The sequence below is a fragment of the Pseudomonas sp. J380 genome (assembly GCF_009827115.1).
In the GTDB taxonomy this organism is placed as follows: Bacteria; Pseudomonadota; Gammaproteobacteria; order Pseudomonadales; family Pseudomonadaceae; genus Aquipseudomonas; species Aquipseudomonas paracarnis.
This window is the reverse complement of record NZ_CP043060.1, coordinates 3,400,028-3,423,823: the sequence shown is the minus strand read 5'-3', so window position 1 is coordinate 3,423,823 and position 23,796 is coordinate 3,400,028. Positions and strand designations below refer to the sequence as shown.

The window sequence follows — 23,796 nt, the reverse complement described above, 5'->3', positions numbered from 1 at the left end:
GAGCGTCCAAGGCTACATTCCCACGCAGAGCGCGGGAACGAGCGGTGGTGAATTCATCCCGGAGTCTGGCAATGGCACTGCGCGAAACATGTTTATGGGAACACCTCACTCCAGGCCGCCCCGACCGAGCCGCGCTCAAGGGCGCGGTCAAGGTGGATGTGTGCGTGATCGGCGCTGGCATCACCGGTTTGTCGGCGGCCATTCATTTGCTGGAACAGGGTAAAAGCGTCGCCGTACTCGAGGCCCATCGCACCGGCCACGGTGGTTCGGGGCGCAACGTCGGGCTGGTCAACGCCGGCCTGTGGATTCCACCGGACGAGATCGAGGCCGGTTTCGGCACGGCGGTGGGCAGCCAGCTCAACCGCATGTTGGGTGCGGCGCCGTCCCTGGTGTTCAGCCTGATCGACAAGTACAACATCGACTGCCAATTGCGCCGTGAAGGCACCTTGCACATGGCGCACAACGCCCGTGGCGAGGCGGATTTGCGCAGCCGTGAGGAGCAATGGAAACGCCGGGGCGCACCGGTTGAGTTACTCACCGGCCAGGCCTGCGAGCAAGCCACCGGTACCCGGAAAATCGCCGCCGCGTTGCTGGATCGGCGCGCCGGCACCTTGAACCCCATGGCCTACACCACTGGGTTGGCGAATGCCGCCGCAGCGTTGGGCGGGCAGTTGTTCGATCATTCCCCGGTCACCCAGCTTGAACGCCAAGGCGCCGATTGGTCGGTGCAGACCGCTGAGGGCGCGGTGCAGGCCGCGCAGGTGGTGATCGCCTCCAACGCCTACACCGAAGGCGAATGGACCGAACTGCGGCGTAACTTCTTCCCCGGCTATTACTATCAGGTGGCCTCGGCGCCGCTGACCGATGACGCGGCCAAGCAGATCCTCCCCGGCGGCCAGGGTTCGTGGGACACGCGCCAGGTCCTGAGCAGCATTCGCCGCGATGCCGATGGCCGCCTGTTGCTGGGCAGCCTGGGTAACGGCAACCAGAAACCGGCGTGGTTCCTCAAGGCGTGGGCCGATCGGGTGCAGCAACACTACTTCCCGTACCTCAAACCGGTGCAGTGGGAATACACCTGGACCGGCTGCATCGCATTCACTCCCGACCACTTGATGCGCCTGTTCGAACCGGCCCCCGGCCTGGTGGCGGTTACCGGTTATAACGGACGCGGGGTGACCACCGGCAGCGTGGTGGGCAAGGCGTTTGCCGACTACCTGTGTCACCAGGACACCCAAGCCTTGCCGATCCCTTTTACGCCCATGCAACCCTTGGCCGCGGTGGGCTTGCGCAGCTGCCTGTATGAAGCCGGCTTCTCGCTCTATCACGCCGGGCAATGCCTGAGGATCGTGATCTGATCAGCGAAATACCCTTCAAAAGCCTGCGTTTTCTTAGCAGGCTACCCATCTGTATTGGTGCAAGTCGTAGCAATCACGCACTGTAAATGTGCAGTTCCGTTACGCACATTGTTACAGCTGCAGGAACTGTCGTTTATGCCTGTGGTTGCAGGTGCGACCTGCCAGGGTTGTACTTTTTTGAAGTGTTGGTTGCACCTATAGACGCTAGACGGTTGCACGTCCTGGCAAAAGGCGTCGAAACGCCTGTAATAACAATGACACCGTGTCTTTTTGAAGAATAAAAAAGTAATGGCACGCGGCTTGCTCTGAGCTTTCGGTGAAAGGTTTGAATGCAAGTTGTCGTGCCAAATCAAAAATATCGGAGCACCACTCATGTCCCAGACGTTTTACAAGAAAGGTTTTCTGGCCCTCGCCGTTGCTGCGGCGCTGGGTGTTTCTACGTTTGTTCAAGCTGATGTGAAAATTGGTGTGGCGGGCCCGATGACGGGTGCCAACGCCGCTTTCGGTGAGCAGTACATGAAGGGTGCCCAGGCGGCAGCCGACGTTATCAACAAGGCCGGCGGCATCAACGGTGAGCAGATCAAGCTGGTGGCGGGCGATGACGCCTGCGAGCCCAAGCAGGCCGTGGCCGTGGCCAACCGCCTGGCCGACCAGGACAAAGTGATCGGTGTGGTCGGGCACTTCTGCTCATCCAATACCATCCCGGCGTCTGAGGTTTACGACGAAGCAGGCATCATCGCCATCACCCCAGGCTCCACCAACCCACAAGTGACCGAACGCGGCCTGGGCGCCATGTTCCGCATGTGCGGGCGTGACGACCAGCAAGGCATCGTCGCCGGCGACTACATCGTCGATGTGCTCAAGGGCAAGAAAGTCGCGGTGATCAACGACAAGGACACCTACGGCAAAGGCCTGGCCGACGCCACCGCCGCCCAGTTGACCAAGCGCGGCGTCAAGCCGGTGCTGGAAGAGGGCCTGACCCGAGGTGAGAAAGACTTCAGCGCCCTGGTCACCAAGATCCGCTCCCTGGGCGCCGACGTCGTGTACTTCGGCGGCCTGCATCCGGAAGCCGGCCCACTGGTGCGCCAGATCCGCGAAGCGGGCTTGAAAGACGTCAAGTTCATGTCCGATGACGGCGTGGTCACCGACGAGCTGGTGTCCACCGCAGGTGGTGCGCAGTACGTCGATGGCGTGTACATGACCTTCGGCGCCGACCCGCGCCTGCTGCCAGACAGCAAGACCGTGGTGGAAGAGTTCCGCAAGAACGGCACCGAGCCTGAAGGCTACACCCTGTACGCCTACGCTTCGATCCAGGCCCTGGCCGCCGGCTTCAACGGTGCCAAGTCCAACAAGGGCGAAGACGCTGCCAAGTGGCTCAAGGCCAACCCGGTTAAAACCGTCATGGGCGAAAAAGCCTGGGATACCAAGGGCGACCTGAAAGTCTCTGACTACGTGGTTTACCAGTGGGACAAAGACGGCAAATACCATCAGTTGGAAAAGCAGAAGTAAGTACAAGCACCACGGGCCTAAGGTTAGGGGGGCTTGCTGTGGCGAGGGAGCTTGCTCCCGCTGGAGTGCGTAGCACTCCCAACCGCTTACCGAAATACATCTGATGTATCTCGATTGCCCAGTTTGGGGCTGCTTCGCAGCCCAGCGGGAGCAAGCTCCCTCGCCACATAAGCCAGCTCCCACAGAGGGCGTGGTTGCCTGCTCCATTGCAACAAACCTGTCTTTTCCTCCAGAAGCGCCGCACACCCCTCGGTGTGCAGGTGCTCACCGCGTGAGATTGCGTTATGGATGGTATTTTCCTGCAGCAACTGGTCAACGGCCTGACCCTTGGGTCGGTCTATGGCCTGATCGCCATCGGCTACACAATGGTCTATGGCATCATTGGCATGATCAACTTCGCCCACGGCGAGGTTTATATGATTTCCGCTTACCTCGCGGCGATCAGTCTGGCACTGCTGGCTTACTTCGGCATCGAATCCTTCCCGCTGCTCATTCTCGGTACCTTGATCTTCACAGTGGTCGTCACCGGCGTGTACGGTTGGGTGATTGAGCGTGTCGCCTACAAACCCCTGCGTAACTCCACCCGCCTGGCACCGCTGATCAGCGCCATCGGTATCTCCCTGATCCTGCAGAACTACGCGCAGATCGCCCAGGGCGCCAAGCAACAAGGCATTCCCACCCTGCTGGCCGGCGCCTGGCGCGTCGATATCGGCACCGGGTTCGTGCAACTGACCTACACCAAAGTGTTCATCCTGGTCGCCGCTTTTGCCGGCATGGCCTTGCTCACCTACATCATCAAATACACCAAGCTCGGCCGCATGTGCCGCGCTACCCAGCAAGACCGCAAGATGGCCTCGATCCTGGGCATCAACACCGACCGCGTGATCTCCTACGTGTTTGTCATCGGTGCCGCCATGGCCGCCCTGGCCGGCGTGCTCATCACCCTCAATTACGGCACCTTCGACTTCTATGCCGGCTTCATCATCGGCATCAAGGCGTTTACCGCGGCGGTACTCGGCGGCATCGGCTCCCTGCCTGGGGCGATGCTGGGCGGGATCATCCTCGGTATCTCCGAGTCGCTGTTCTCGGGGTTGATCAACTCTGACTACAAAGACGTGTTCAGTTTCTCCCTGCTGGTGGTGATTCTGATTTTCCGTCCCCAGGGCCTGCTTGGTCGCCCACTCGTGGCGAAGGTGTAAACATGTCTGCTGCCAAATCCATTGATATCAAGAAAAGTGTGGTCGATACGGTACTCGCGGGGCTGATTTCGCTGATCGTGTTCGGCCCGATTGTCGGCGTGGTGCTCGACGGCTACAGCTTCAACCTGGAACCTGCGCGGGTTGCCGTGCTGGTCGCCATCGTGATGGCCGGGCGCTTTGCCCTCAGCCTGTTCCTGCAAACCCCCAAGGGCGTGAAGATCCTGCAGGGGTTCGAGAGCAGCGGCTCCGGCGTGCACGTGCTGCCACCGGATTACAAGTCGCGGCTGCGCTGGATCATCCCGGCGCTGATCGTGATCGCCATCGTGTTTCCGATCTTCGCCAACAAATACCTGCTCACCGTGGTGATCCTCGGGCTTATCTACGTGTTGCTCGGCCTGGGCCTGAACATCGTGGTGGGCCTGGCGGGCCTGCTCGACCTGGGTTACGTGGCCTTCTACGCCATCGGTGCCTACGGCCTGGCGCTGGGTTATCAATACCTGGGCCTGGGCTTCTGGACGGTGCTGCCACTGGCGGCCATCGCGGCGGCGTTGGCGGGTTGCATACTCGGCTTCCCGGTGCTGCGAATGCACGGTGACTACCTGGCCATCGTGACCCTGGGTTTTGGTGAAATCATTCGCCTGGTGCTCAACAACTGGCTGTCGTTCACCGGTGGCCCCAACGGTATGCCCGTGCCGTCACCGACCTTTCTGGGCCTGGAGTTCGGCAAGCGTGCGAAGGATGGCGGCATTCCGTTTCACGAGTTTTTCGGCATCGATTACAACCCCAACATCAAGTTCATGTTCATCTACATCGTGCTGTTTCTGGTGGTGCTGGCCGTGCTGTACATCAAGCATCGCCTGACGCGCATGCCGGTCGGCCGCGCCTGGGAAGCCCTGCGCGAAGATGAAATCGCCTGCCGTTCCATGGGCCTGAACCATGTGCTGGTCAAACTCTCAGCCTTCACCATCGGCGCGTCCACCGCCGGTTTGGCCGGGGTGTTCTTTGCCAGCTACCAGGGCTTCGTCAACCCGTCGTCGTTTACCTTCTTCGAGTCGGCGTTGATCCTCGCCATTGTGGTGTTGGGCGGCATGGGCTCGACGGTTGGCGTGGTGATCGCAGCGTTCGTGTTGACCGTGGCGCCGGAACTGCTGCGTAGTTTTTCCGAGTACCGCGTGCTGCTGTTTGGGGTGTTGATGGTGGTGATGATGATCTGGCGACCGCGTGGCTTGATTCGGATTAGCCGTACCGGTGTGACGCCACGCAAAGGGGTAGCGCCATGAGCAAGGAAGTCGTGCTGTCTGTCGAACACCTGATGATGCACTTCGGTGGTATCAAAGCCTTGAGCGATGTAAGCCTCAAGGTTGAACGCAACTCGATCTTCGCCCTGATCGGCCCCAACGGCGCCGGCAAGACCACGGTGTTCAACTGCCTCACCGGCTTCTACAAAGCCAGTGGCGGCAAGATCGAGCTCAACGTGCGCGGCAAGCAAACCAACGTGATCCAACTGCTCGGCGAGCGCTTTGAGGCCACCGACTTCGTGTCGCCCAAAAGCTTCCTCAGCCGCGTTTACTACAAGATGTTCGGCGGCACCCACCTGGTGAACCGTGCCGGCCTGGCGCGCACCTTCCAGAACATTCGCCTGTTCAAGGAAATGTCGGTGCTGGAAAACCTGCTGGTGGCCCAGCACATGTGGGTCAACCGCAACATGCTTGCCGGCATCCTCAACACCAAGGGCTACCGCAAGGCCGAAAGCGATGCGCTGGACTGCGCGTTCTACTGGCTGGAAGTGGTCGACCTGGTGGACTGCGCCAACCGTCTGGCCGGCGAGCTCTCCTACGGCCAGCAGCGCCGCCTGGAGATCGCCCGCGCCATGTGCACGCGGCCGCAGATCATCTGCCTGGACGAACCGGCAGCGGGCCTCAACCCGCAGGAAACCGAAGCCCTCAGCGCGATGATTCGCCTGCTGCGCGACGAACACGACCTTACGGTGGTGCTGATCGAACACGACATGGGCATGGTGATGAGTATTTCCGACCACATTGTGGTGCTGGACCACGGCAACGTGATCGCCGAAGGCGGCCCGGATGCGATCCGCAACGACCCGAAAGTGATCGCCGCCTACCTGGGCGCGGACGAAGAGGAGCTGGTATGAGCGCACCTATCCTCGAAATGAAGGACCTGGACGTGTTCTACGGCCCGATCCAGGCCCTGAAAAAAGTCTCGCTGCACATCAACGAAGGCGAAACCGTCAGCCTGATCGGCTCCAATGGCGCGGGTAAGTCCACGTTGCTGATGTCGATCTTCGGTCAGCCTCGGGCCGAGTCGGGGCAGATCCTCTACAACGGCGTCGACATTACTCACAAGTCGTCCCACTACATCGCTTCCAACGGCATTGCGCAGTCGCCGGAAGGGCGGCGGGTGTTCCCCGACATGACCGTCGAGGAAAACCTGCTGATGGGCACCATCCCCATTGGCGACAAGTTCGCCAGCGAGGACATGCAACGCATGTTCGAGCTGTTCCCCAGGCTCAAGGAGCGACGCAACCAGCGGGCGATGACCATGTCCGGTGGTGAGCAACAAATGCTCGCCATCGCCCGTGCGCTGATGAGCCGGCCCAAGCTGTTGCTGCTCGATGAGCCAAGCCTGGGGTTGGCGCCGATTGTGGTGAAGCAGATCTTTTCCACCCTGCGCGAGCTGGCGTCCACCGGGATGACCATTTTCCTGGTGGAACAGAACGCCAACCATGCGCTGCGCCTGTCGGACCGGGCGTATGTGATGGTCAATGGTGAGATTCGCCTGACAGGCACCGGCAAGGAGTTGCTGGTGAACGAGGAAGTGCGCAACGCCTACCTGGGCGGTCACTGACCCAAGATCCAGGCGCATCAACCCTGTGGGAACCGGGCCTTATGTGGGAGCCGGGCTTGCCCGCGATAGCATCACCTCGGTTTAGCTGACATACCGAGGTGGCCGCATCGCAGGCAAGCCAGCGCCCACCCAAAGCCGGTTCCCACATTTGTTTTTGCGGTGTCAACAAGCCCTCCACCAAATTGTGGAAAACAAATCCAGCCCACCTCAAAAGCGCGACATATAGCCGCCGCAAATCCCTGTTTTGTCACAGTTTTGACTTGTCCCCATCCACTGTGGAACCGGCTGTGGGTAACGTGGGAGTAGCTGGCTGAAAGCCTTTAACCACGTGGCTTGTAGCGTGTTGGTTGTTTTTCGATCAGGGTATTTTTCGCGACCGTCTCAAGGGTTTGTCAACCTGTTTAAAGACACAGGTATATGAACGAAATAAGTCCTTCCAGCCTGTGGATAAGTCTGTGACTAAACTCTGGAAAGACTTGCGCAGGGGCCGGAATGACTGGCCTGGAGCCATCGTTGTGTTTTTCTGCATTTGTCAGCGGCTACATAGGCGCTCGCCCAGGTCAAGCAAAAAACTTTATAAAACCGCCTGCAACCCTTGTACACAGCGGCTTTGAGCCGTTTGCACTTGCCCCCAAAGACTGTGGGCGCAGTTGTGGATAACCTGCGTGTATATGGCTGCAAGCTAAGGTTTATACGGCTTTGCGAGGATTGGTTAAAAAATGATCAGCCAGGCATGCGTGTGTGTGCACAGCGGTTGCCGCAAACGCGGCGTAAGGGCATTCTGCTGGCTGTTTTTTTCCCCGATGCCCGCAAGGAGAACACCATGTCCGACACGCTGTTTATCACTGGCGCTACTTCAGGTTTCGGCGAAGCCTGTGCCCGTCGCTTTGCCGAGGCCGGTTGGAAACTGGTGCTCACTGGTCGTCGTGCCGAGCGCTTGAACGCCTTGGTCGAAGAGCTTTCCAAGCAGACCGAAGTGCATGGCCTGGTGGTGGATGTGCGCGACCGCAAAGGCATGGAGGAGGCCATCGCCAACCTGCCGGCGTCGTTCGCCACGCTGCGCGGCCTGATCAACAACGCCGGCCTGGCCGTGGGCACCGACCCTGCGCCCAAGTGCGACCTCGACGATTGGGAAACCATGGTCGATACCAACATCAAGGGCCTGCTGACCACCACTAACCTGCTGTTGCCGCGCCTGATTGCCCATGGCCGCGGTGCCGGGATCATCAACCTGGGTTCCATCGCCGGTAACTACCCGTACCCGGGCAGCCACGTATACGGCGGTTCCAAGGCGTTCGTGAAGCAGTTTTCGCTGAACCTGCGCTGCGACTTGCAAGGCACCGGCGTGCGCGTGACCAATATCGAGCCGGGCTTGTGTGAAAGCGAGTTCTCCCTGGTGCGCTTCGGCGGTGACCAGGCGCGTTATGACGCCACCTACGCAGGTGCGGAGCCGATCCAGCCGCAGGACATTGCCGATACGATTTTCTGGGTGATGAACACTCCGGCGCACGTGAACATCAACCGCCTGGAGTTGATGCCGGTGAGCCAGACTTGGGCGGGGTTTGCGATTGAGCGTGGGGCCAAGGGCTAAGCGCCTGCGCGACACACGCTGATCGTTCCCACGCTCCGCGTGGTAATGCCGCCGGGGGCGCTCTGCGCCCCGCTTTCTGCTGGTGACGCAGAGCGTCACGCGATGCATTCCCACGCGGAGCGTGGGAACGATCAGTGGCGGCAAATCGGTCAAAATGCGGCATAAGGTACACTGCCCGCCTGAAAACCCCACCGCACCCAGCGGTTTAAAGGTTTTGACAGGAGGCAATGTGAGTAACCGAGGTGAGCAGGCACTGCTCAAACAATCGACTATCCTGATGTTCGCAGTCGCGATCGCAGGGATTGTCACGGGTGTGATATCCGGCGCCCAATCCATTCTGTTCGACGGCTTTTTCTCGCTGATCGCCACCGCCATCAAGGTGCTGATGCTGATCACGGCCAAGCTGATCGCCAAGAAAAGCAACGAGCGTTTCCAGTTCGGCTATTGGCACCTGGAGCCGATGGTGCTGCTGATAGAAGGCAGTTTCCTGCTGTTGATCGCCATTTATGCGTTCCTCAATGGCGTGTTCGGCATTATCAATGGCGGGCGCGAAATCGAGTTGGGGCTGGTGATCATTTATGCGGCGGTATTTACCGTCGTGGAGTTCGCGTACTTCTTCTATGTGCGCTACCGCAATCGCACACTCAAATCGTCATTGATCCAGTTCGACAACATCAGCTGGCTGGTGGACGCGATGCTGTCGGTGGGCTTGCTGATCAGCTTCCTGGCGGCGCTGTTGCTCAAGTCCCAGGGCTATGGCGAGTGGGCGGTCTACGTGGACCCGTTGATCCTGATCCTGCTGGCCCTGAGCATGCTGGCGCCGGCGTTCAAGATCCTGCGCCCGGCGCTGCGCGAAGTGTTGGGGATCGCGCCGGATCACTTGGACGACAAGGTCCGCGAGGTGATGGACGCGGCGCAGGCCAAGCATGGTTTCGACGACTACGTGTCCTATGTGCAGAAGCACGGGCGGGCGCGGTTTATCGAGATTCATGTGGTGCTGCCAGCGGATTACCCGGTGGATAACGTCGCCACCCTCGATGGGCTGCGTGAAGAGATATCCACAGGGCTGGGGGCGGCGGATGCGGCGCGGTGGTTGACGATCAGTTTTACGGGCGACCGCAAGTGGATTGCCTAAAGTCTGTTAGAGCGAGGTGAGGCTATCGCAGGCAAGCCAGCTCCCACATTTAAATGTGCGAACACAATCAACTGTGGGAGCTGGCTTGCCTGCGATGGAGCCCTGCAGGTCAGCCCAGATGCTGGACCAAACCCTGATAGCAAGTCGCCAAATGATAGGGCGTAGTCGAAGGCATATCCCGCCGGCTCACCTTACCCTCGGCATCCAGGCATTCATGCCAACCCTTGGCATGCAAAAAGCGCTGTTGCAGCGCCTGCAACTGACGCTGCAGCATCGCCTCGCTGCCTGGCCGCAAAGTCAGTGCCCGCAGGTACTCCGCCTGAGCCCAGATCCGTTGGGTACCGTCGCGCACCGTGCCATCCAGCGCCAGCATGCCGCTGACCGCACCGCTTAACTTATCCACACCCTTTTGCTCGGCATAGGCAAATGCCCGTGTCAGCGACTCATGCAGTGCAGTGCCGCGCAGCACAGCTGAAGATTCCAGCAAAAAGAACCATTCGAACTGGTGCCCCGGCTCAAACCAGTTATCCACAGCGCCCAAAGGTTTCTCCATCATCACGCCGTGCTCGCGGTCGATGAAGCGTTGCTGCATGGCCGTCGCCAGTGCCAGCAGTGCCGCTTGTACCTGGGCGTCCTCACGCACCGCGAGGGTGGCGAGGAATCCTTCAGCCAGGTGCATCAACGGGTTTTGCAACGGGCCGGAGTCGAGCGAGGCCCAGTTGCGCTCCAGTACGGCCTCGTACAAGCCGTCACCGGTGGCAAAGCGTTGGGCGACGACTTCCAGGGCAGCGTTGAGCACCGACTCGACCAACGGCTCACGCACCTTGGCCCAGTAATGGGCGCAGGCAAAGATAATGAAGGCGTGGGTGTAGAGGTCTTTGCGCTCGTCCAGCGGCTGGCCGGCGGGGTCGATGCTGTAGAACCAGCCACCGTGTTCGGCATCATGAAAGTGCCGTTGCAGGGAGCGAAACAGCGCAGCCGCACGTTCTTCGGCGAAAGCCGCGCCGGGTTCGCCAATCAGGCTGGCGAACAGGTACAACTGCCGGGCGCAAGCCATGGCGCGATAGCGCTGTGGGGGCAGTGGCTGGTGATCGGCATCCAGTGCCTCAAAGGGCAGTGCCAGGTCGGCATTCCAGCCCGGGCCTTGCCAGAGGGGCACGATCAGGTCATGGAAGTGCGTGAGCACAGGCGTCAGGGAAGAGGGGGAAGCGATGGGCATTGGCTGGCGTCGTCACGGCAGGGGTGTAGGCGCGCATGGTAGCAGGCTGATCGTTCCCACGCTCTGCGTGGGAACGATCTTTTCCTCAGCCCGCCAGCAACCACATCCCAGTCGCCGCCGAAGCAGCCCCGGCCACTCGCACCAAGGGTGCCGCAGCTGCCGGCAAAAAGCGCACCACTGCATAACCCGCAGCGTGCAACACGGCTGTTGCCCCCACGAACCCAGCCGCATACGCCCAAGGGCTGGTCATATCCGGCAGTTCCAGGCCATGGGCCACGCCGTGAAACAGCGCAAACAACGCCGTGGCGCCCACGGCCACGAACAGCGGCGGCCGGACCGCCAACGCTACCGCCAGGCCCAAGGCCAGCACCGATGCAGCAATCCCGCTTTCCAGCGCCGGCAATTGCAGCCCTTCGAAACCCAACACCCCGCCGATCAGCATGGTGCCGACAAAGGTGCACGGCAGCGCCCAGCGCGCGGCGCCTTTTTGCTGGGCCGCCCAGAGGCCCACCGCAAGCATGGCCAGCAAGTGATCGAGGCCGCCCAAGGGGTGGCTGATACCGGCCACCAGGCCATTGTCGCCATGGCCCGGATGGGCGAAGGCCAAGGCAGGGGCGAGCAGCAGCGCGGCGGCGGCGAAAAGTCTGTTGAGTCTCATGGACAGGTTCCTTATGGGTTGATCAGGCGGCGGTCAGCAGGCCCTGGCGCTCGATGAAGGCGACGATGTCGTCCAGGCCGACCCCGGTCTTCTGGTTGCTGAACACAAAGGGTTTGCCGTTGCGCATGCGCTGGGTGTCGCTGTTCATCAGTTCCAGCGAGGCACCCACCAGCGGGGCCAGGTCAATCTTGTTGATCACCAGCAGGTCGGATTTGCAAATACCGGGCCCGCCCTTGCGCGGCAGTTTGTCGCCCGCAGAGACATCAATCACATAGATGGTCAGGTCCGACAGTTCCGGGCTGAAGGTGGCCGACAGGTTGTCGCCCCCGGACTCCACCAGAATCAGGTCCAGGCCGGGAAAGCGGCGGTTGAGTTGGTCCACGGCCTCCAGGTTGATCGAGGCATCTTCGCGAATCGCCGTGTGTGGGCAGCCACCGGTTTCCACGCCGATGATGCGCTCCGGCGCCAGGGCCTGGTTACGCACCAGGAAGTCGGCGTCTTCACGGGTGTAGATGTCGTTGGTGACCACCGCCAGGTTGTAGCGATCGCGCAGCGCCAGGCACAGGGCCAGGGTCAGGGCGGTCTTGCCCGAGCCTACCGGGCCGCCGATACCGACGCGCAGGGGGTGTGTGTTCATGTGCTTCTCCAGAATCAGGAACGGAACAGGCGGCTGTACTGGCGCTCGTGGGCCATGCACGCCAGGGACAGGCCAAAAGCGGCGCTGCCCAAATGGTTAGGGTTAATGCGTTCGGCATCCTGCTGTGCTTGTTGCAGCAGCGGCAGCAGTTCGCTGGTCAACCGCTGGGCCGCTTGCTGGCCCAATGGCAGGGTTTTCATCAGTACCGCCAGTTGGTTTTCCAGCCAGCTCCATAGCCAGGCGGCAAGAGCATCGCCGGGGTTGATGTGCCAGGCGCGCGCGGCCAAGGCCCAGCCCAGGGCCAGATGCGGTTCGTCGCGTTGTGCAAGAAAATCACGGGCGCTGTCGTCCAGTTCCGGCAAGCCGTTGAGCAGTTGTTGCAGGGAATAGCCCATCTGACGACTCTCCTGATACAGCTCCCGGGTCTCACGGCTGGCGCGATGCTCGTCGCACCACTGCGCCAATTGGGCCCAGTCCTGTTCGCCGGCTGCGCGGCAGTGGGCGAGCAGCAGCGGGGCTTCGAAACGCGCCAGGTTGAGCAGCAACTGGTCACTGATCCAGCGCCGGGCGCTCGCGGCATCCTGCACGCGGCCGTTGTCCACCGCCATTTCCAGGCCTTGGGAATAGCTGTAGCCGCCAATCGGCAGTTGCGGACTGGCCAGGCGCAGCAGCGCCCAGGCTGGGTTCATAGACGCACGCCGAACTGATGCAGCTTGGGCGCGTAGTTGAAGTCTTCATCACCATGCCGTGAATGATGATGGCCGCCGCCATAGGCGCCGTGCTCGGGTTGAAACGGCGCCTCGAGGGTCTGCGCATCGGCACCCAGTTGCTCGAGCATGGCCTTGAGCACGTAGTCATCGAGCAGGCGCAGCCAGCCGTCACCGACTTGCAGGGCCACATGGCGGTTGCCCAGATGATACGCGGCACGGGTGAGCTCGAAGGCGTTGCGGCAGGTGACGTGCAGCAGTTGTTCAGGGCGGGCGCATACCCGTACGACGCGTCCGTCTTCTGCCTGCAGGAATTCACCATCGTGCAAGGGCGGCTGGCCCCGCTCCAAAAACAGGCCGACGTCTTCACCGTCGGCACTGAAACAGCGCAGGCGGCTTTTGCTGCGGGCTTCGAAGTTGAGCAGCAACTCGGCGGCCCAGAGGGCTTGGGGGGCGATTCGACGGTGTATCACCAGCATCAGAGAGCTTCCAACTGTGAGCGATGAAAGACCTAGAGCAAGGTGCTTGCCAATCACGGAATCGAGTAGGAATTCCCTGTAGTCAGGCAGGCATGCTGCTCAATAGGGCGTCGGATGATTTCCGCGCGTGTATCAATTTGGTGCGTGCCGAGGTTTATAGCACCGGGGAAGGGCATTCTGCGTTGATGGCGCCGCTCAGTTTGATGAAGTTTCTTTCATCTTTTTCTTTGTAGGTGTTTTTTAGGATTTTTCCTACGGGTCATCAGGATTTGGAGCTCATGAGATTACCTGCGGGTTCTTTAGGCTATGCGGCCTGTTTAATTCCACCGCGACGTTCATCATGCTTCGATCAATTTTTTGTGTATGCCTTGTCAGCCTGACCTGCTTTATTTCATCGGCAAAGGCCAATTTCCAACCCCGCGCCACCTTCAGCTCTTCGCTGCAAAGCATCAAGCCGGCCTCTATCGACGATGTCATTGACCGCGCCCATGAGTTGCTGGGTACGCCCTATAAGTGGGGCGGCACATCGGCAGAGCAGGGCTTCGATTGCAGTAGCTTCCTGGTGTACTTGTTCAAGACCCAAGCCAATATCCAGCTACCCCGCACCACTGCCGCCATGCACCGTTCATCGGCGACAACCATCAAACGCAGTGCTTTAAAGCCAGGGGATGCAGTGTTTTTCAAAGGCAACGGGCGGGGCCAGGTCAGCCATGTCGGCCTTTATATCGGCCAGGGCAAATTCATCCATTCGCCGCGTACCGGCAAAACCATCCGTATCGATTCATTGAGCAATAGCTACTGGAACAAGCACTACACCACCGCCAAACGGTTCCACACGGCGGGTTGATTGACTTACTCGGTACTGCCCAGCCCTTGCCAATGTTTAAGGCCGATAAAGATAAAGCGCAGTTGCTGGGTGATTTTCGCCTGGGGCGTAAGGTGGGCCGGCAAGGCGTGGGCCGGTGGGTCGATGATATCGGGCAGGGTGGCGAACACACTCTTGACGATCAGGTCGGCCATCACGTGCAAACCTTCGGCATCCAAGTGCTGAAGTTTGGGCATCAGTGTCAGGTCGGCGGCCAGGTCGCGAGTGATGTCTTCGCGCAGGGCGGCGATGGCTTGGCGCACGGCCAGGCAGCCGCCGTACTGTTCGCGAGCCAGGAACAGGAACTGAGAGCGGTTAGCCGAAACCACATCGAGAAAGATGCGCACCGAGGCATCAATGATGCCGCCCATCACGAATTCATTGTGGCGCACCAGGCGGATCGTGGCGCGAAAGGTCTGGCCGACCTCGCTTACCAGTACCAGCCCAAGTTGGTCCATGTCGGCGAAATGGCGATAGAAACCGGTGGGCACGATACCCGCAGTCTTGGCGACTTCGCGCAAACTCAGGCTGCCAAACCCGCGGCCACACTCCATCAGATGGCGGGCTGCGTCCATCAGGGCGAGGCGGGTCTGTTGCTTCTGTTCGGCGCGGGGCAGCATGAGCGGATGAGCTTTGTCGGCAAGTACAGCGACGCACTCTAGCAAAAGCGCTTTGCCGGCGTCGAACTTGGCAGGGGCGGGGCGTGACGCGTTCTATATAAAAGCAAAAGCCCGATCGGCAGATCGGGCTTTTTTCTGGGCCACCACAGGCTTAGCTCTGTGCTTGATGCAGTTCTTGCAGACGGTCGGCACCGCCTTCAGCAACGCCTTCGGTGTAGGCGCGTTTGTTGGCTTGTTCAGCACCGCCTTCGACCAGACCTTTCTCTTGCAAGCGGTTGTAGCCATTTTCAGCTACGGCGCCTTTGGCGTAATCACGGTTTTCGTCTTCTTGCGAACCGCTGCGAGCCACGGTTTGGCTGGTTTGCACGGCTTGAGCTTTGTTCTGCGGGGTGGCCTGTTCGGCAGCTGGCAGGGCAAAAGCGCTGGAAGCCAGGACAGATAACAGAACGGTAGCGAGTAATTGGCGTTTCATGATGGTTGCTCCTAGGGAGGGCGATAAAGTGGGTACAGGGCTAATGTTACCCTTGATAAGTCGATATAAAAGTTCATAAACACAATGGTAATAATCAACAGAATTGATTGTTCTCGCCGGAGGCTCTAGATCGAGCCTCTCAAGCCCGCGGCTTTGCACCGATGTGGGTATTTTCGACACGAACCTGGGTAACAATGGTGCGTCGTCGATGGGGAAAATTGTCTGGTTGATCAGGAAAATCGCTTTTTTCGGTTAAATCCGCGGTTGCGTTAAACCCCCAGGCACTTTGCCAGTCGTAGTCCTATAAGCTGTTTAAAAGGCTGTTGCCCAGCCAGTCGTATTCAGGAGACCTGTGCAATGACGCGCACTCGTAAAATTCTCGCTTGGAGCTGCGCCAGCTTCGTTCTGTTGATTGCCATCGTGGTACTGGTGTTGGTGTTCTTCGACTGGAACCGCATCAAGCCGCCCCTCAATGCCAAGGTCTCCGAAGAACTGCATCGTCCGTTCGCCATCAACGGCAACCTCGCCGTGGTGTGGCAGCGTGAGCCCGATGAAGGCGGCTGGCGCGGCTGGGTGCCGTGGCCCCATGTGATTGCCGAAGACCTGACTCTGGGGAACCCCGATTGGTCGAAACAACCGCAGATGGTCACGCTCAAGAAGGTTGAGCTGCGCATTTCGCCCCTGGCCTTGCTGGTGCAGCGTGTGGTGATCCCGCGCATCGACCTCACCGAACCCAGTGCCCAGTTGCAGCGCCTGGCTGATGGCCGCGCCAACTGGACGTTCAAGTTCGACCCCAAGGACCCCAACGCCGAACCGTCCAATTGGGTGGTGGATATTGGCGCCATCGGCTTTGACAAAGGCCATGTGACCCTTGACGATCAAAGCCTCAAGACCCAGTTGGATGTGATCATCGACCCGCTGGGCAAGCCGATTCCCTTCGGTGAAATCGTCGGCGATGCCGATGCCAAAAAAGCCCTGGAAAAAGGCTCGGCGCCCCAGGACTACGCGTTCGGCCTCAAGGTCAAAGGCCAGTACCACGGCCAGAAACTCGCGGGCACTGGCAAGATCGGTGGCTTGCTGGCCTTGCAGGACGCGGCCAAGCCGTTCCCGCTGCAAGCCCAAGTCAAGATCGCGGACACCAGCATCGCCCTGGCCGGCACCCTGACCGACCCGCTGAACCTCGGTGCCCTGGACCTGCGCCTGAAACTGTCGGGCAGCAGCCTGGGCAACCTGTATCCGCTGACCGGCGTGACCCTGCCGGATTCGCCGGCCTATTCCACCGACGGCCACCTGATCGCCAAACTGCATGAGGCCAGCGGCGCCTCCTTTCGCTACGAGAATTTCAACGGCAAGATTGGCAACAGCGACATCCACGGCGACCTGGCCTATGTTGCCAGCCAGCCACGGCCCAAGCTCAGCGGCGCGCTGGTGTCCAACCAACTGCTGATGGATGACCTGGCGCCGCTGATTGGCGCAGATTCCAATGCCGAGCAAAAAGCCCGTGGCGGTGAAAGCAAGCAACCGGCGACCAAAGTGCTGCCGGTTGAAGAGTTCCGCACCGAACGCTGGCGCGAGATGGATGCCGATGTGGAGTTCACCGGCAAGCGTATCGTGCACAGTGCCGACTTGCCCTTTACCGACCTCTACACCCACCTGGTGCTCAACGACGGCCAACTGAGCCTTGAACCCCTGCGCTTTGGCGTGGCCGGTGGGAAGCTTGATGCGCAGATTCGCTTGAACGGCCGCACTACGCCGATGGAGGGCCGCGCCAAGCTGACGGCGCGCAACTTCAAGCTCAAGCAGCTGTTCCCGACTTTCGAACCGATGAAAACCAGCTTCGGTGAACTCAACGGCGATGCCGATATTTCCGGGCGCGGCAACTCGGTGGCGGCACTGTTGGGCACGTCCAACGGTGACCTGAAGATGCTCATCAACGATGGCGCCATCAGCCGAAGCCTGATGGAAATCGCCGGGCTCAACGTGGGCAACTACGTGGTCGGCCGCCTGTTCGGCGACGAGGAAGTGAAGATCAACTGCGCAGCGGCGGACTTCGGCATCAAGACTGGCCTGGCGACCACGCGGCTGTTTGTGTTCGATACCGAGAACGCGATCATCTACATCGACGGCACCGCGAATATGGCCACCGAGCAGTTGGACCTGACCATCACGCCGGAATCCAAGGGCTTTCGCCTGTTCTCCCTGCGTTCACCGCTCTACGTCAATGGACCTTTCATCAAGCCCAATGCTGGCGTGAAAGCCATTCCGTTGGCGCTACGCGGTGCGGGCATGGTCGCCCTCGGCGTGATCGCCGGGCCTGCTGCTGGCTTGCTCGCCTTGGTTGCCCCAAGCGGTGGCGAGCCCAATGAGTGCGCACCGTTGCTGCAACAGATGAAGGAAGGCAAGGCGCCCAAGACCGTGAAGTAACTGTGGGAGCGGGCTTGCTCGCGATAGCGGAGTATCAGTCAATGATTTATCAACTGATCCAACGCTATCGCGAGCAAGCCCGCTCCCACAGGGGGATGTTGCGGTGTTAGTTATTACAGATCCTGCAGAATATCCGCCATATCGTCGGCGTGTTCTTCTTCCTGAGCCAGGATGTCTTCGAAGATGCGACGGGTAGTCGGGTCTTTGTCACCGATGTACTGGATGATCTCGCGGTAGCTGTCTACCGCGATCCGCTCGGCCACCAGGTCTTCGTAGACCATTTCCTTCAAGGTGTTGCCCGCCACGTATTGCGCATGGGAGTTTTTCGACAGCAGGTCGGGGTTGAACTCCGGCTCGCCGCCCAGTTGCACGATACGCTCGGCCAGTTTGTCAGCGTGCTCGGCTTCCTGGGTCGCATGTTCCAGGAACTCATCAGCAGCCACGCTGGCCTTGAGGCCGTTGGCCATGAAGTAGTGACGCTTGTAGCGCAACACGCAGACCAGTTCGGTGGCCAGCGACTCGTTGAGCAGGCGGATGATTTCTTCGCGGTCGGCGTCATAGCCTTCGGTCACGGCGCCGTTTTCGACGTTCTGGCGGGCGCGGCTGCGCAGGGTTGCAACGTCAGTCAATCGTGCTTCAGTCATTTCAATCTCCTGGGGCTAATCCGGTTGTACGCCACGCTCTGCCGGCGTGATCGCTATTGGTTGTGAGTCCCGGGCCAGGCGAAAAGTTTTATCGGATTTAACAGGATGTGTCCTGAGGGCGTCTGACCGGTGTGGTCCAACGCTCTGACAGAATTACTCCACCCAGGGTCAGCAAGCCCCCCACCAGGTGATACAGCGCCAACTCCTCCTTCAGCACCACGGCTGCAATCAGCGCGGTAATCAACGGCAGCAGGTTGAAAAACAGTGTGGTACGGCTTGGCCCCAGGGTCTTGACCGAGTGCATCCACGCCAGCGGTGCCAGCATCGAAGCCAGCAGGCAGGCATATAGCACCAGCGGAATATTCGCCCAGCCCAAACCGGCCTTGGCCGAGAACAGATACAGCGGCAGCAGCACCACCACCGCGACCAGCACCTGCAAATACAGCAGCACCAAGGGCGGCAGGCGCAGTTGCCATTTTTTCAGCAGGGTGCTGTAGACCGCATAAGCCAGGGTCGCCACCAGCATCATGCCGTCGCCCAGGTTGACCCCATGTTGCAGCAAGGCGCCCAGGCTGCCGGCCGACACCACCACTACCACGCCTGCGAACGACAGCACCGCGCCGGTCAGCGCGCCAAAGGTCAGGCGTTGGCCGAGGCTGATAATCGCGGCGGTCAACGCCATCAGTGGCATCAGCGAGAGGATGATGCCCATGTTGGTGGCACTGGTCAGCGTTGCGGCGTAGTAGGCCAGGCTTTGATACACCGCCATGCCGAGTACGCCGAGGATAAAGATCTTGCCCAGGTTGGGGCGGATCTGCGGCCAGTGGGCGATCACCGGCTTGAGCATGAACGGCGTGAACAGCAACGCAGCGAACAGCCAGCGGTAAAAGCCGATTTCAGCCGGGAAGATCGAGCCCACGGCCAATTTGTTGACCACGGTGTTGCCGGCCCAGATAAAGATAGCCAGCAGCGGATACGCGTATTGCATTGAAAAGAAATCCAGTGTGTTGACGAGGCAGGATTATCCTCTGTCTGGATCGAAGCCTATACTGCGATCCAGACAACTGAGCGCTGAATCCAGACAATATGTCCCGACATACCGTGCGCCTGCCCGATTTTGCCCGCCTGCCAAGCCCGGTGTACTTTCGGTATTCCGATTTTGCCCCGGACACCGAATGCACCCCGCACCAGCACACCTGGGGCTCGCTGGATTACTCGGCCAGCGGTGTGATGCGCATGGAAGTGGCGGGCAATCGCTTCATGTCGCCACCGCAATACGCGGTGTGGGTGCCGCCGCATACTGAGCACAGCTCCTACAATGCCGAGGCGATTGTCTACCACTCCGTAGGGCTGGCGCCGCAGCTGTGCGAGCAGTTGCCGCAGCAGCCTTGCACGCTGGCGATCAGCGACATTCTCAAGGCGATCCTCAAGGATTTCGCCCTGCGCGATGTCAATGCACCGCGCACCGACGCCGACATCCGCCTGGCCCAGGTGCTGGTGGACCAGCTCAGGCAGGCGCCGGTCCACGACTGCTTCCTGCCCTACGCCCGCCACCCGGGATTGCTTGGGGTCTTGGAGGGCATGCAGGCAGAGCCGGGAGACAACCGCCCTCTGGCGCAATGGGCCGAGCAGGTGCATGTGAGCGAGCGCACCCTGGCGCGCCAGTTTGTGCGCGAGCTGGGCATGAGCTTTGGCGAATGGCGCCAGCGCCTGCGCTACCTGGCGGCCATCGAGGCACTGGACAGCGACCGCAGTGTGCAACACGTGGCGTTTGATCTGGGCTACAGCACCGCCTCGGCGTTTATCGCCATGTTCCAACGCCACGCCGGCTGCACGCCGGAGCAATACCGGCGGGCGAATATTCGTGGCCGGTGAAGTTGTAACAGGTTTTGACTACACTGCGCTGTAGGTCGTGCCCGTCGGCACGGTAACAGGGAGAAAACTCCATGAAGATGCTGCGTATTCCGTTGTTGATGATGGGCCTGCTGATGTGTGCTCAGGGTTTTGCCGCCACTGCCCAGCAGAACAAAATGACCACCTGCAATGCCGAGGCCACCACCAAGACGCTCAAGGGCGATGACCGTAAGGCCTTCATGAAGACCTGCCTGTCGGCACCTGCCGCCAACGACGCCAAGACCCTGACCCCGCAGCAGCAGAAGATGAAAGACTGCAATGCGTCGGCGAAAACCCAAGCCTTGGCCGGTGATGCGCGCAAAACCTTCATGAGCACTTGCCTGAAGAAATAATAGCCCCGGGCCATAGAAGGCTGCGACACTCGCACACAGCCCCTTTGTAGGAGCGAGCAAGTGTGGCGAGGGAGCTTGCTCCCGCTGGAGCGCGAAGCGCTCCCAAACCGAACAGACGAGTATGCCTGGTGCACACCGGCTCAATGGTTTGGGGCTGCTTCGCAGCCCAGCGGGAGCAAGCTCCCTCGCCACAGTAAGCTCGCTCCTACAACATCCTTCAACGCCGTTTGTTTTGAGGCTGTATGCCAACGTTTTCTCAGCGTCATGTGTTGTTGCTGTCCAGCTACATCATCATTTTCGGCGGGTTGCTGCTGGTACTGCCGCTGAAATTGCTGCCCAGCCTGCTGGCCGGCCTGTTGGTCTATGAACTGGTCAACATGCTCACCCCTCAACTGCAACGCCTGATCGAAGGCCGGCGCGCGCGTTGGCTGGCGGTGGCCTTGCTGGGCACCTTGATCGTCAGCGTGTTGGCCTTGATCTTCGCTGGCGCCATCAGCTTCCTGCTCCACGAAGCGGAAAACCCGGGGGCTTCCCTGGACAAATTCATGGGCGTGGTCGACCGCGCGCGCGGTCAATTACCGCCGTCCATCGACGCCTATTTGCCCGCCAGCGCCGCGGAGTTTCGCGTGGCCATTGGCGATTGGCTAAGCAAGCACTTGAGCGAACTGCAACTGGTCGGCAAAGACGCCGCCCACATGTTCGTCACCTTGCTGATCGGCATGGTGCTGGGTGCGATCATCGCCTTGCAGCGCGTGCCCGACCTGACCAAGCGCAAACCCTTGGCCGCCGCGCTGTTCGACCGCCTGCACCTGCTGGTCCAGGCGTTTCGCAATATCGTGTTCGCCCAGATCAAGATCGCCGCGCTCAACACCGCCTTCACCGCGGTGTTCCTGGCAGTGGTGCTGCCGTTATGCGGCATTCACCTGCCGTTGACCAAGACCCTGATCGTGCTGACCTTCCTGCTCGGTCTGCTGCCAGTGATTGGCAACCTGATCTCCAACACCCTGATCACCATCGTGGCGCTGTCGCTGTCGATCTGGGTGGCGGTGGCGGCACTGGGGTATTTGATCGTGATCCACAAGGTCGAGTACTTCCTCAACGCGCGAATCGTCGGCGGGCAGATCAGTGCCAAGTCATGGGAGTTGTTGTTGGCGATGCTGGTGTTTGAGGCAGCGTTCGGCCTGCCGGGGGTGGTGGCGGGGCCGATTTACTATGCCTATCTGAAGAGCGAGCTGAAGCTGGGTGGGATGGTTTAAGCCTTGTGTCGCCTGGGCTGACGCCATCGCGGGCAAGCCCGCTCCTACATTGAAATGCGATCATCTGTGGGAGCTGGCTTGCCTGCGATGACGGCCTCACAGCCGGCCCCTATCTATCTGACGCCCCGCGATCAAACTGTGGGAGCGGGCTTGCTCGCGAAGGCGGCCTGACAGCCGACCGGGATGTTGGATTTGACCGCGTACATATCCGTTATTTAGGTAACGGCCGCTTAGGGTTACGCCCTGACGGCGTCTCACTTTTGAGAAGCGCAAAAGTAAGCAAAACGCTCTTGCCCCACCACTCGGCACCTCGCTTGGGCTCGGTGTGCCCGTAATTCGCCAGTGATTTGGGGGGCCGCCGCCACGCGCCATCCATGGCGCGGGGCGGCTAAACCGGCATCCCTGCCGGTTTACCCCCCAAATCCCTGTCGAATTCCGGCCAGCGTGGTTTAACGGGGCGCCTAAGATCAAAAGCAGATCAAGATCAAAAGCGGCTCGCTTCGCATCGTGGTTACCGTCAAGTGGGCGCGCCACGGTGTCAGCTACAACTCAGCAACCGTAACGCTTGCTCGCCTCAATCGCCAAACCACTGCCAATACTGCCGAAGATATTGCCTTCCACATGCCGCGCATTCGGCAGCATTGCAGAGATGCTGTGGCGCAGCGCCGGGATGCCGCTGGAACCGCCGGTAAAGAACACCGTGTCCACCTGCGCCACGCTCACCGAGGCGTCGTTGAGCAACTGCGTGACGCTGCCGCGTACACGTTCCAGCAAGCTGTCGATGGACGACTCGAACAGTGCGCGGCTCAGGTCTACGCTCAGGCCCGCTTCGATGCGGTCCAGCGGCACGTGGCGGCTGTCTTGATGGGTGAGCTGGATCTTGGTTTCTTCCACTTCCATGGCAAGCCAGTGCCCGGCGCGCTGTTCGATCAGTTTGAACAGACGGTCGATGCCGCCGGTGTCTTCGATGTCGTAGCGCATGCTGCCCAGGGCCAGCTGGGATTTTTGCGAGTACACCGAGTTGATGGTGTGCCAGGTGGCCAGGTTCATGTGGTGGCTGGTGGGCATGTAGGCGCCGCTCTTCATGCGGCTGCCGTAGCCGAACAGCGGCATCATGCCTTGCAGGCTGAGCTGTTTGTCGAAGTCGGTACCGCCGATGTGCACGCCGCCGGTGGCGAGGATGTCGCTCTGGCGATTGTCGTTGTGACGACGATCCGGCGACAGGCGCACCAGGGAGAAGTCGGAGGTACCACCGCCGATATCGACGATCAACACCAGCTCTTCTTTCTCGATGGTCGACTCATAGTCGAACGCCGCTGCAATCGGTTCGTACTGGAACGAGATGTCCTTGAAGCCGATTTTGCGCGCCACATCCACCAGGGTGTTTTCCGCTTCCTGGTCGGCCATCGGGTCGTCATCGACGAAGAATACCGGGCGGCCCAGTACCACTTCTTCGAATTCACGACCGGCGTTGGCTTCGGCGCGGCTCTTGAGTTGGCCGATAAACAGTGCCAGCAGGTCGGTGAAGGGCATGGCAGTGCCGAGCACGCTGGTGTCGTGCTTGATCAGCTTGGAACCCAGCAGGCTCTTGAGCGAGCGCATCAGGCGGCCTTCGTAGTTCTCCAGGTATTCGTGCAGCGCCAGGCGACCATATACCGGGCGGCGCTCCTCGAAGTTGAAGAACACCACTGACGGCAGGGTGATCTTGTCGTCCTCCAGCGCGATCAGCGTCTCCTCGCCGGGGCGAATCCAGCCGACGGTGGAGTTGGACGTGCCGAAGTCAATGCCGCAGGCACGGGCTGGAGATTCGTTTTTCATGTCTTACAGGTTCCGGTCAAAAAACGGCCGCGCAGTGTATGTCACTCGCGAGCGGATGCGTAGACCGGTGATCCGTAAATTGGCGCGTAATCGCGCT

23 protein-coding genes are annotated in these 23,796 nt (G+C 60.4%); 13 read left to right on the top strand and 10 right to left on the bottom strand.

Features of this window, described 5'->3' with window-relative positions; genetic code table 11:
• Positions 1–71: 71 nt before the first annotated feature.
• From FXO12_RS15585 to FXO12_RS15550, 8 genes are all read left to right on the top strand, one after another.
• Positions 72–1,355 carry an FAD-binding oxidoreductase gene (locus tag FXO12_RS15585; protein ID WP_057975446.1) on the top strand — a complete coding sequence of 428 codons (1,284 nt, stop codon included), beginning with the start codon at positions 72–74 and terminating at the stop codon, positions 1,353–1,355.
• A 372-nt stretch (positions 1,356–1,727) separates the two neighbouring features.
• The gene (locus FXO12_RS15580) at positions 1,728–2,864 is read left to right on the top strand and encodes a branched-chain amino acid ABC transporter substrate-binding protein (protein ID WP_034125665.1); all 1,137 of its coding nucleotides are present in this window, start codon (positions 1,728–1,730) and stop codon (positions 2,862–2,864) included.
• A 284-nt stretch (positions 2,865–3,148) separates the two neighbouring features.
• Positions 3,149–4,063, top strand: coding sequence for a branched-chain amino acid ABC transporter permease (locus FXO12_RS15575; protein ID WP_003188099.1), 915 nt, complete (start codon positions 3,149–3,151; stop codon positions 4,061–4,063).
• Positions 4,064–4,065: 2 nt separating this feature from the next.
• On the top strand, positions 4,066–5,343 hold the full coding sequence (gene livM, locus FXO12_RS15570) for a high-affinity branched-chain amino acid ABC transporter permease LivM (protein ID WP_003188100.1): 1,278 nt from the start codon (positions 4,066–4,068) through the stop codon (positions 5,341–5,343).
• Positions 5,340–6,215, top strand: coding sequence for an ABC transporter ATP-binding protein (locus FXO12_RS15565; protein ID WP_005784285.1), 876 nt, complete (start codon positions 5,340–5,342; stop codon positions 6,213–6,215). The genes livM and FXO12_RS15565 overlap by 4 nt, the downstream gene beginning before the upstream one ends.
• Positions 6,212–6,928, top strand: a complete 717-nt coding sequence (locus FXO12_RS15560) for an ABC transporter ATP-binding protein (protein ID WP_005784287.1) — start codon at positions 6,212–6,214, stop codon at positions 6,926–6,928. Before FXO12_RS15565 ends, FXO12_RS15560 begins: the two co-directional genes overlap by 4 nt.
• Positions 6,929–7,751: 823 nt before the next feature.
• Positions 7,752–8,519, top strand: coding sequence for an SDR family oxidoreductase (locus FXO12_RS15555; protein ID WP_034125868.1), 768 nt, complete (start codon positions 7,752–7,754; stop codon positions 8,517–8,519).
• Positions 8,520–8,748: 229 nt separating this feature from the next.
• Positions 8,749–9,654, top strand: coding sequence for a cation diffusion facilitator family transporter (locus tag FXO12_RS15550; RefSeq protein ID WP_003188105.1), 906 nt, complete (start codon positions 8,749–8,751; stop codon positions 9,652–9,654).
• Positions 9,655–9,763: 109 nt separating this feature from the next.
• Here the strand turns inward: FXO12_RS15550 and FXO12_RS15545 are convergent, their stop codons facing one another.
• The 5 genes from FXO12_RS15545 to ureE all read right to left on the bottom strand — a co-directional run bounded on the left by FXO12_RS15545 (position 9,764) and on the right by ureE (position 13,354).
• Entirely contained in the window at positions 9,764–10,873 is a 1,110-nt protein-coding gene (locus FXO12_RS15545) for an AGE family epimerase/isomerase (RefSeq protein ID WP_054918835.1), read from the bottom strand.
• Positions 10,874–10,958: 85 nt separating this feature from the next.
• Entirely contained in the window at positions 10,959–11,531 is a 573-nt protein-coding gene (locus FXO12_RS15540; protein WP_057977783.1) for a HupE/UreJ family protein, read from the bottom strand.
• Between the two features lie 22 nt (positions 11,532–11,553).
• A complete protein-coding gene (gene ureG / locus FXO12_RS15535; protein ID WP_057977781.1) occupies positions 11,554–12,168 on the bottom strand; it encodes an urease accessory protein UreG in 615 nt (204 codons plus the stop codon).
• Between the two features lie 14 nt (positions 12,169–12,182).
• The gene (locus FXO12_RS15530; RefSeq protein ID WP_057977780.1) at positions 12,183–12,857 is read right to left on the bottom strand and encodes an urease accessory protein UreF; all 675 of its coding nucleotides are present in this window, start codon (positions 12,855–12,857) and stop codon (positions 12,183–12,185) included.
• On the bottom strand, positions 12,854–13,354 hold the full coding sequence (gene ureE / locus FXO12_RS15525; RefSeq protein ID WP_054896372.1) for an urease accessory protein UreE: 501 nt from the start codon (positions 13,352–13,354) through the stop codon (positions 12,854–12,856). The genes FXO12_RS15530 and ureE overlap by 4 nt, the downstream gene beginning before the upstream one ends.
• A 340-nt stretch (positions 13,355–13,694) precedes the next feature.
• Between ureE and FXO12_RS15520 the strand changes: the two genes are divergently transcribed.
• The gene (locus FXO12_RS15520) at positions 13,695–14,201 is read left to right on the top strand and encodes a C40 family peptidase (RefSeq protein WP_034125672.1); all 507 of its coding nucleotides are present in this window, start codon (positions 13,695–13,697) and stop codon (positions 14,199–14,201) included.
• A gap of 5 nt (positions 14,202–14,206) precedes the next feature.
• On the opposite strand, the gene FXO12_RS15515 is transcribed toward FXO12_RS15520, so the two are convergent.
• Both FXO12_RS15515 and FXO12_RS15510 read right to left on the bottom strand, forming a co-directional pair.
• Entirely contained in the window at positions 14,207–14,839 is a 633-nt protein-coding gene (locus FXO12_RS15515) for a TetR family transcriptional regulator (RefSeq protein ID WP_003188114.1), read from the bottom strand.
• 151 nt (positions 14,840–14,990) lie between these two features.
• Positions 14,991–15,311: a hypothetical protein gene (locus FXO12_RS15510; protein ID WP_003188116.1), complete on the bottom strand. Its 321-nt coding sequence runs from the start codon at positions 15,309–15,311 to the stop codon at positions 14,991–14,993.
• A 357-nt stretch (positions 15,312–15,668) separates the two neighbouring features.
• Here FXO12_RS15510 and FXO12_RS15505 point away from each other — a divergent pair, with 357 nt between their 5' ends.
• Positions 15,669–17,735, top strand: coding sequence for an AsmA family protein (locus FXO12_RS15505; protein ID WP_054896373.1), 2,067 nt, complete (start codon positions 15,669–15,671; stop codon positions 17,733–17,735).
• A gap of 113 nt (positions 17,736–17,848) precedes the next feature.
• On the opposite strand, the gene FXO12_RS15500 is transcribed toward FXO12_RS15505, so the two are convergent.
• Positions 17,849–18,379, bottom strand: coding sequence for a bacterioferritin (locus FXO12_RS15500; protein WP_034125674.1), 531 nt, complete (start codon positions 18,377–18,379; stop codon positions 17,849–17,851).
• Positions 18,380–18,476: 97 nt separating this feature from the next.
• A complete protein-coding gene (locus FXO12_RS15495) occupies positions 18,477–19,367 on the bottom strand; it encodes a DMT family transporter (protein ID WP_034125675.1) in 891 nt (296 codons plus the stop codon).
• 98 nt (positions 19,368–19,465) lie between these two features.
• Between FXO12_RS15495 and FXO12_RS15490 the strand changes: the two genes are divergently transcribed.
• The 3 genes from FXO12_RS15490 (at position 19,466) to FXO12_RS15480 (ending at position 21,881) form a co-directional block, all read left to right on the top strand.
• Complete coding sequence (locus FXO12_RS15490) at positions 19,466–20,254, top strand: helix-turn-helix transcriptional regulator (protein WP_034125676.1); 789 nt, start codon at positions 19,466–19,468, stop codon at positions 20,252–20,254.
• Between the two features lie 71 nt (positions 20,255–20,325).
• Positions 20,326–20,625 carry a PsiF family protein gene (locus FXO12_RS15485; protein ID WP_003188123.1) on the top strand — a complete coding sequence of 100 codons (300 nt, stop codon included), beginning with the start codon at positions 20,326–20,328 and terminating at the stop codon, positions 20,623–20,625.
• A gap of 242 nt (positions 20,626–20,867) precedes the next feature.
• Positions 20,868–21,881: an AI-2E family transporter gene (locus tag FXO12_RS15480; RefSeq protein WP_003188124.1), complete on the top strand. Its 1,014-nt coding sequence runs from the start codon at positions 20,868–20,870 to the stop codon at positions 21,879–21,881.
• Between the two features lie 549 nt (positions 21,882–22,430).
• Here the strand turns inward: FXO12_RS15480 and FXO12_RS15475 are convergent.
• On the bottom strand, positions 22,431–23,699 hold the full coding sequence (locus FXO12_RS15475; protein ID WP_054896375.1) for an Hsp70 family protein: 1,269 nt from the start codon (positions 23,697–23,699) through the stop codon (positions 22,431–22,433).
• Positions 23,700–23,796: the final 97 nt, after the last annotated feature.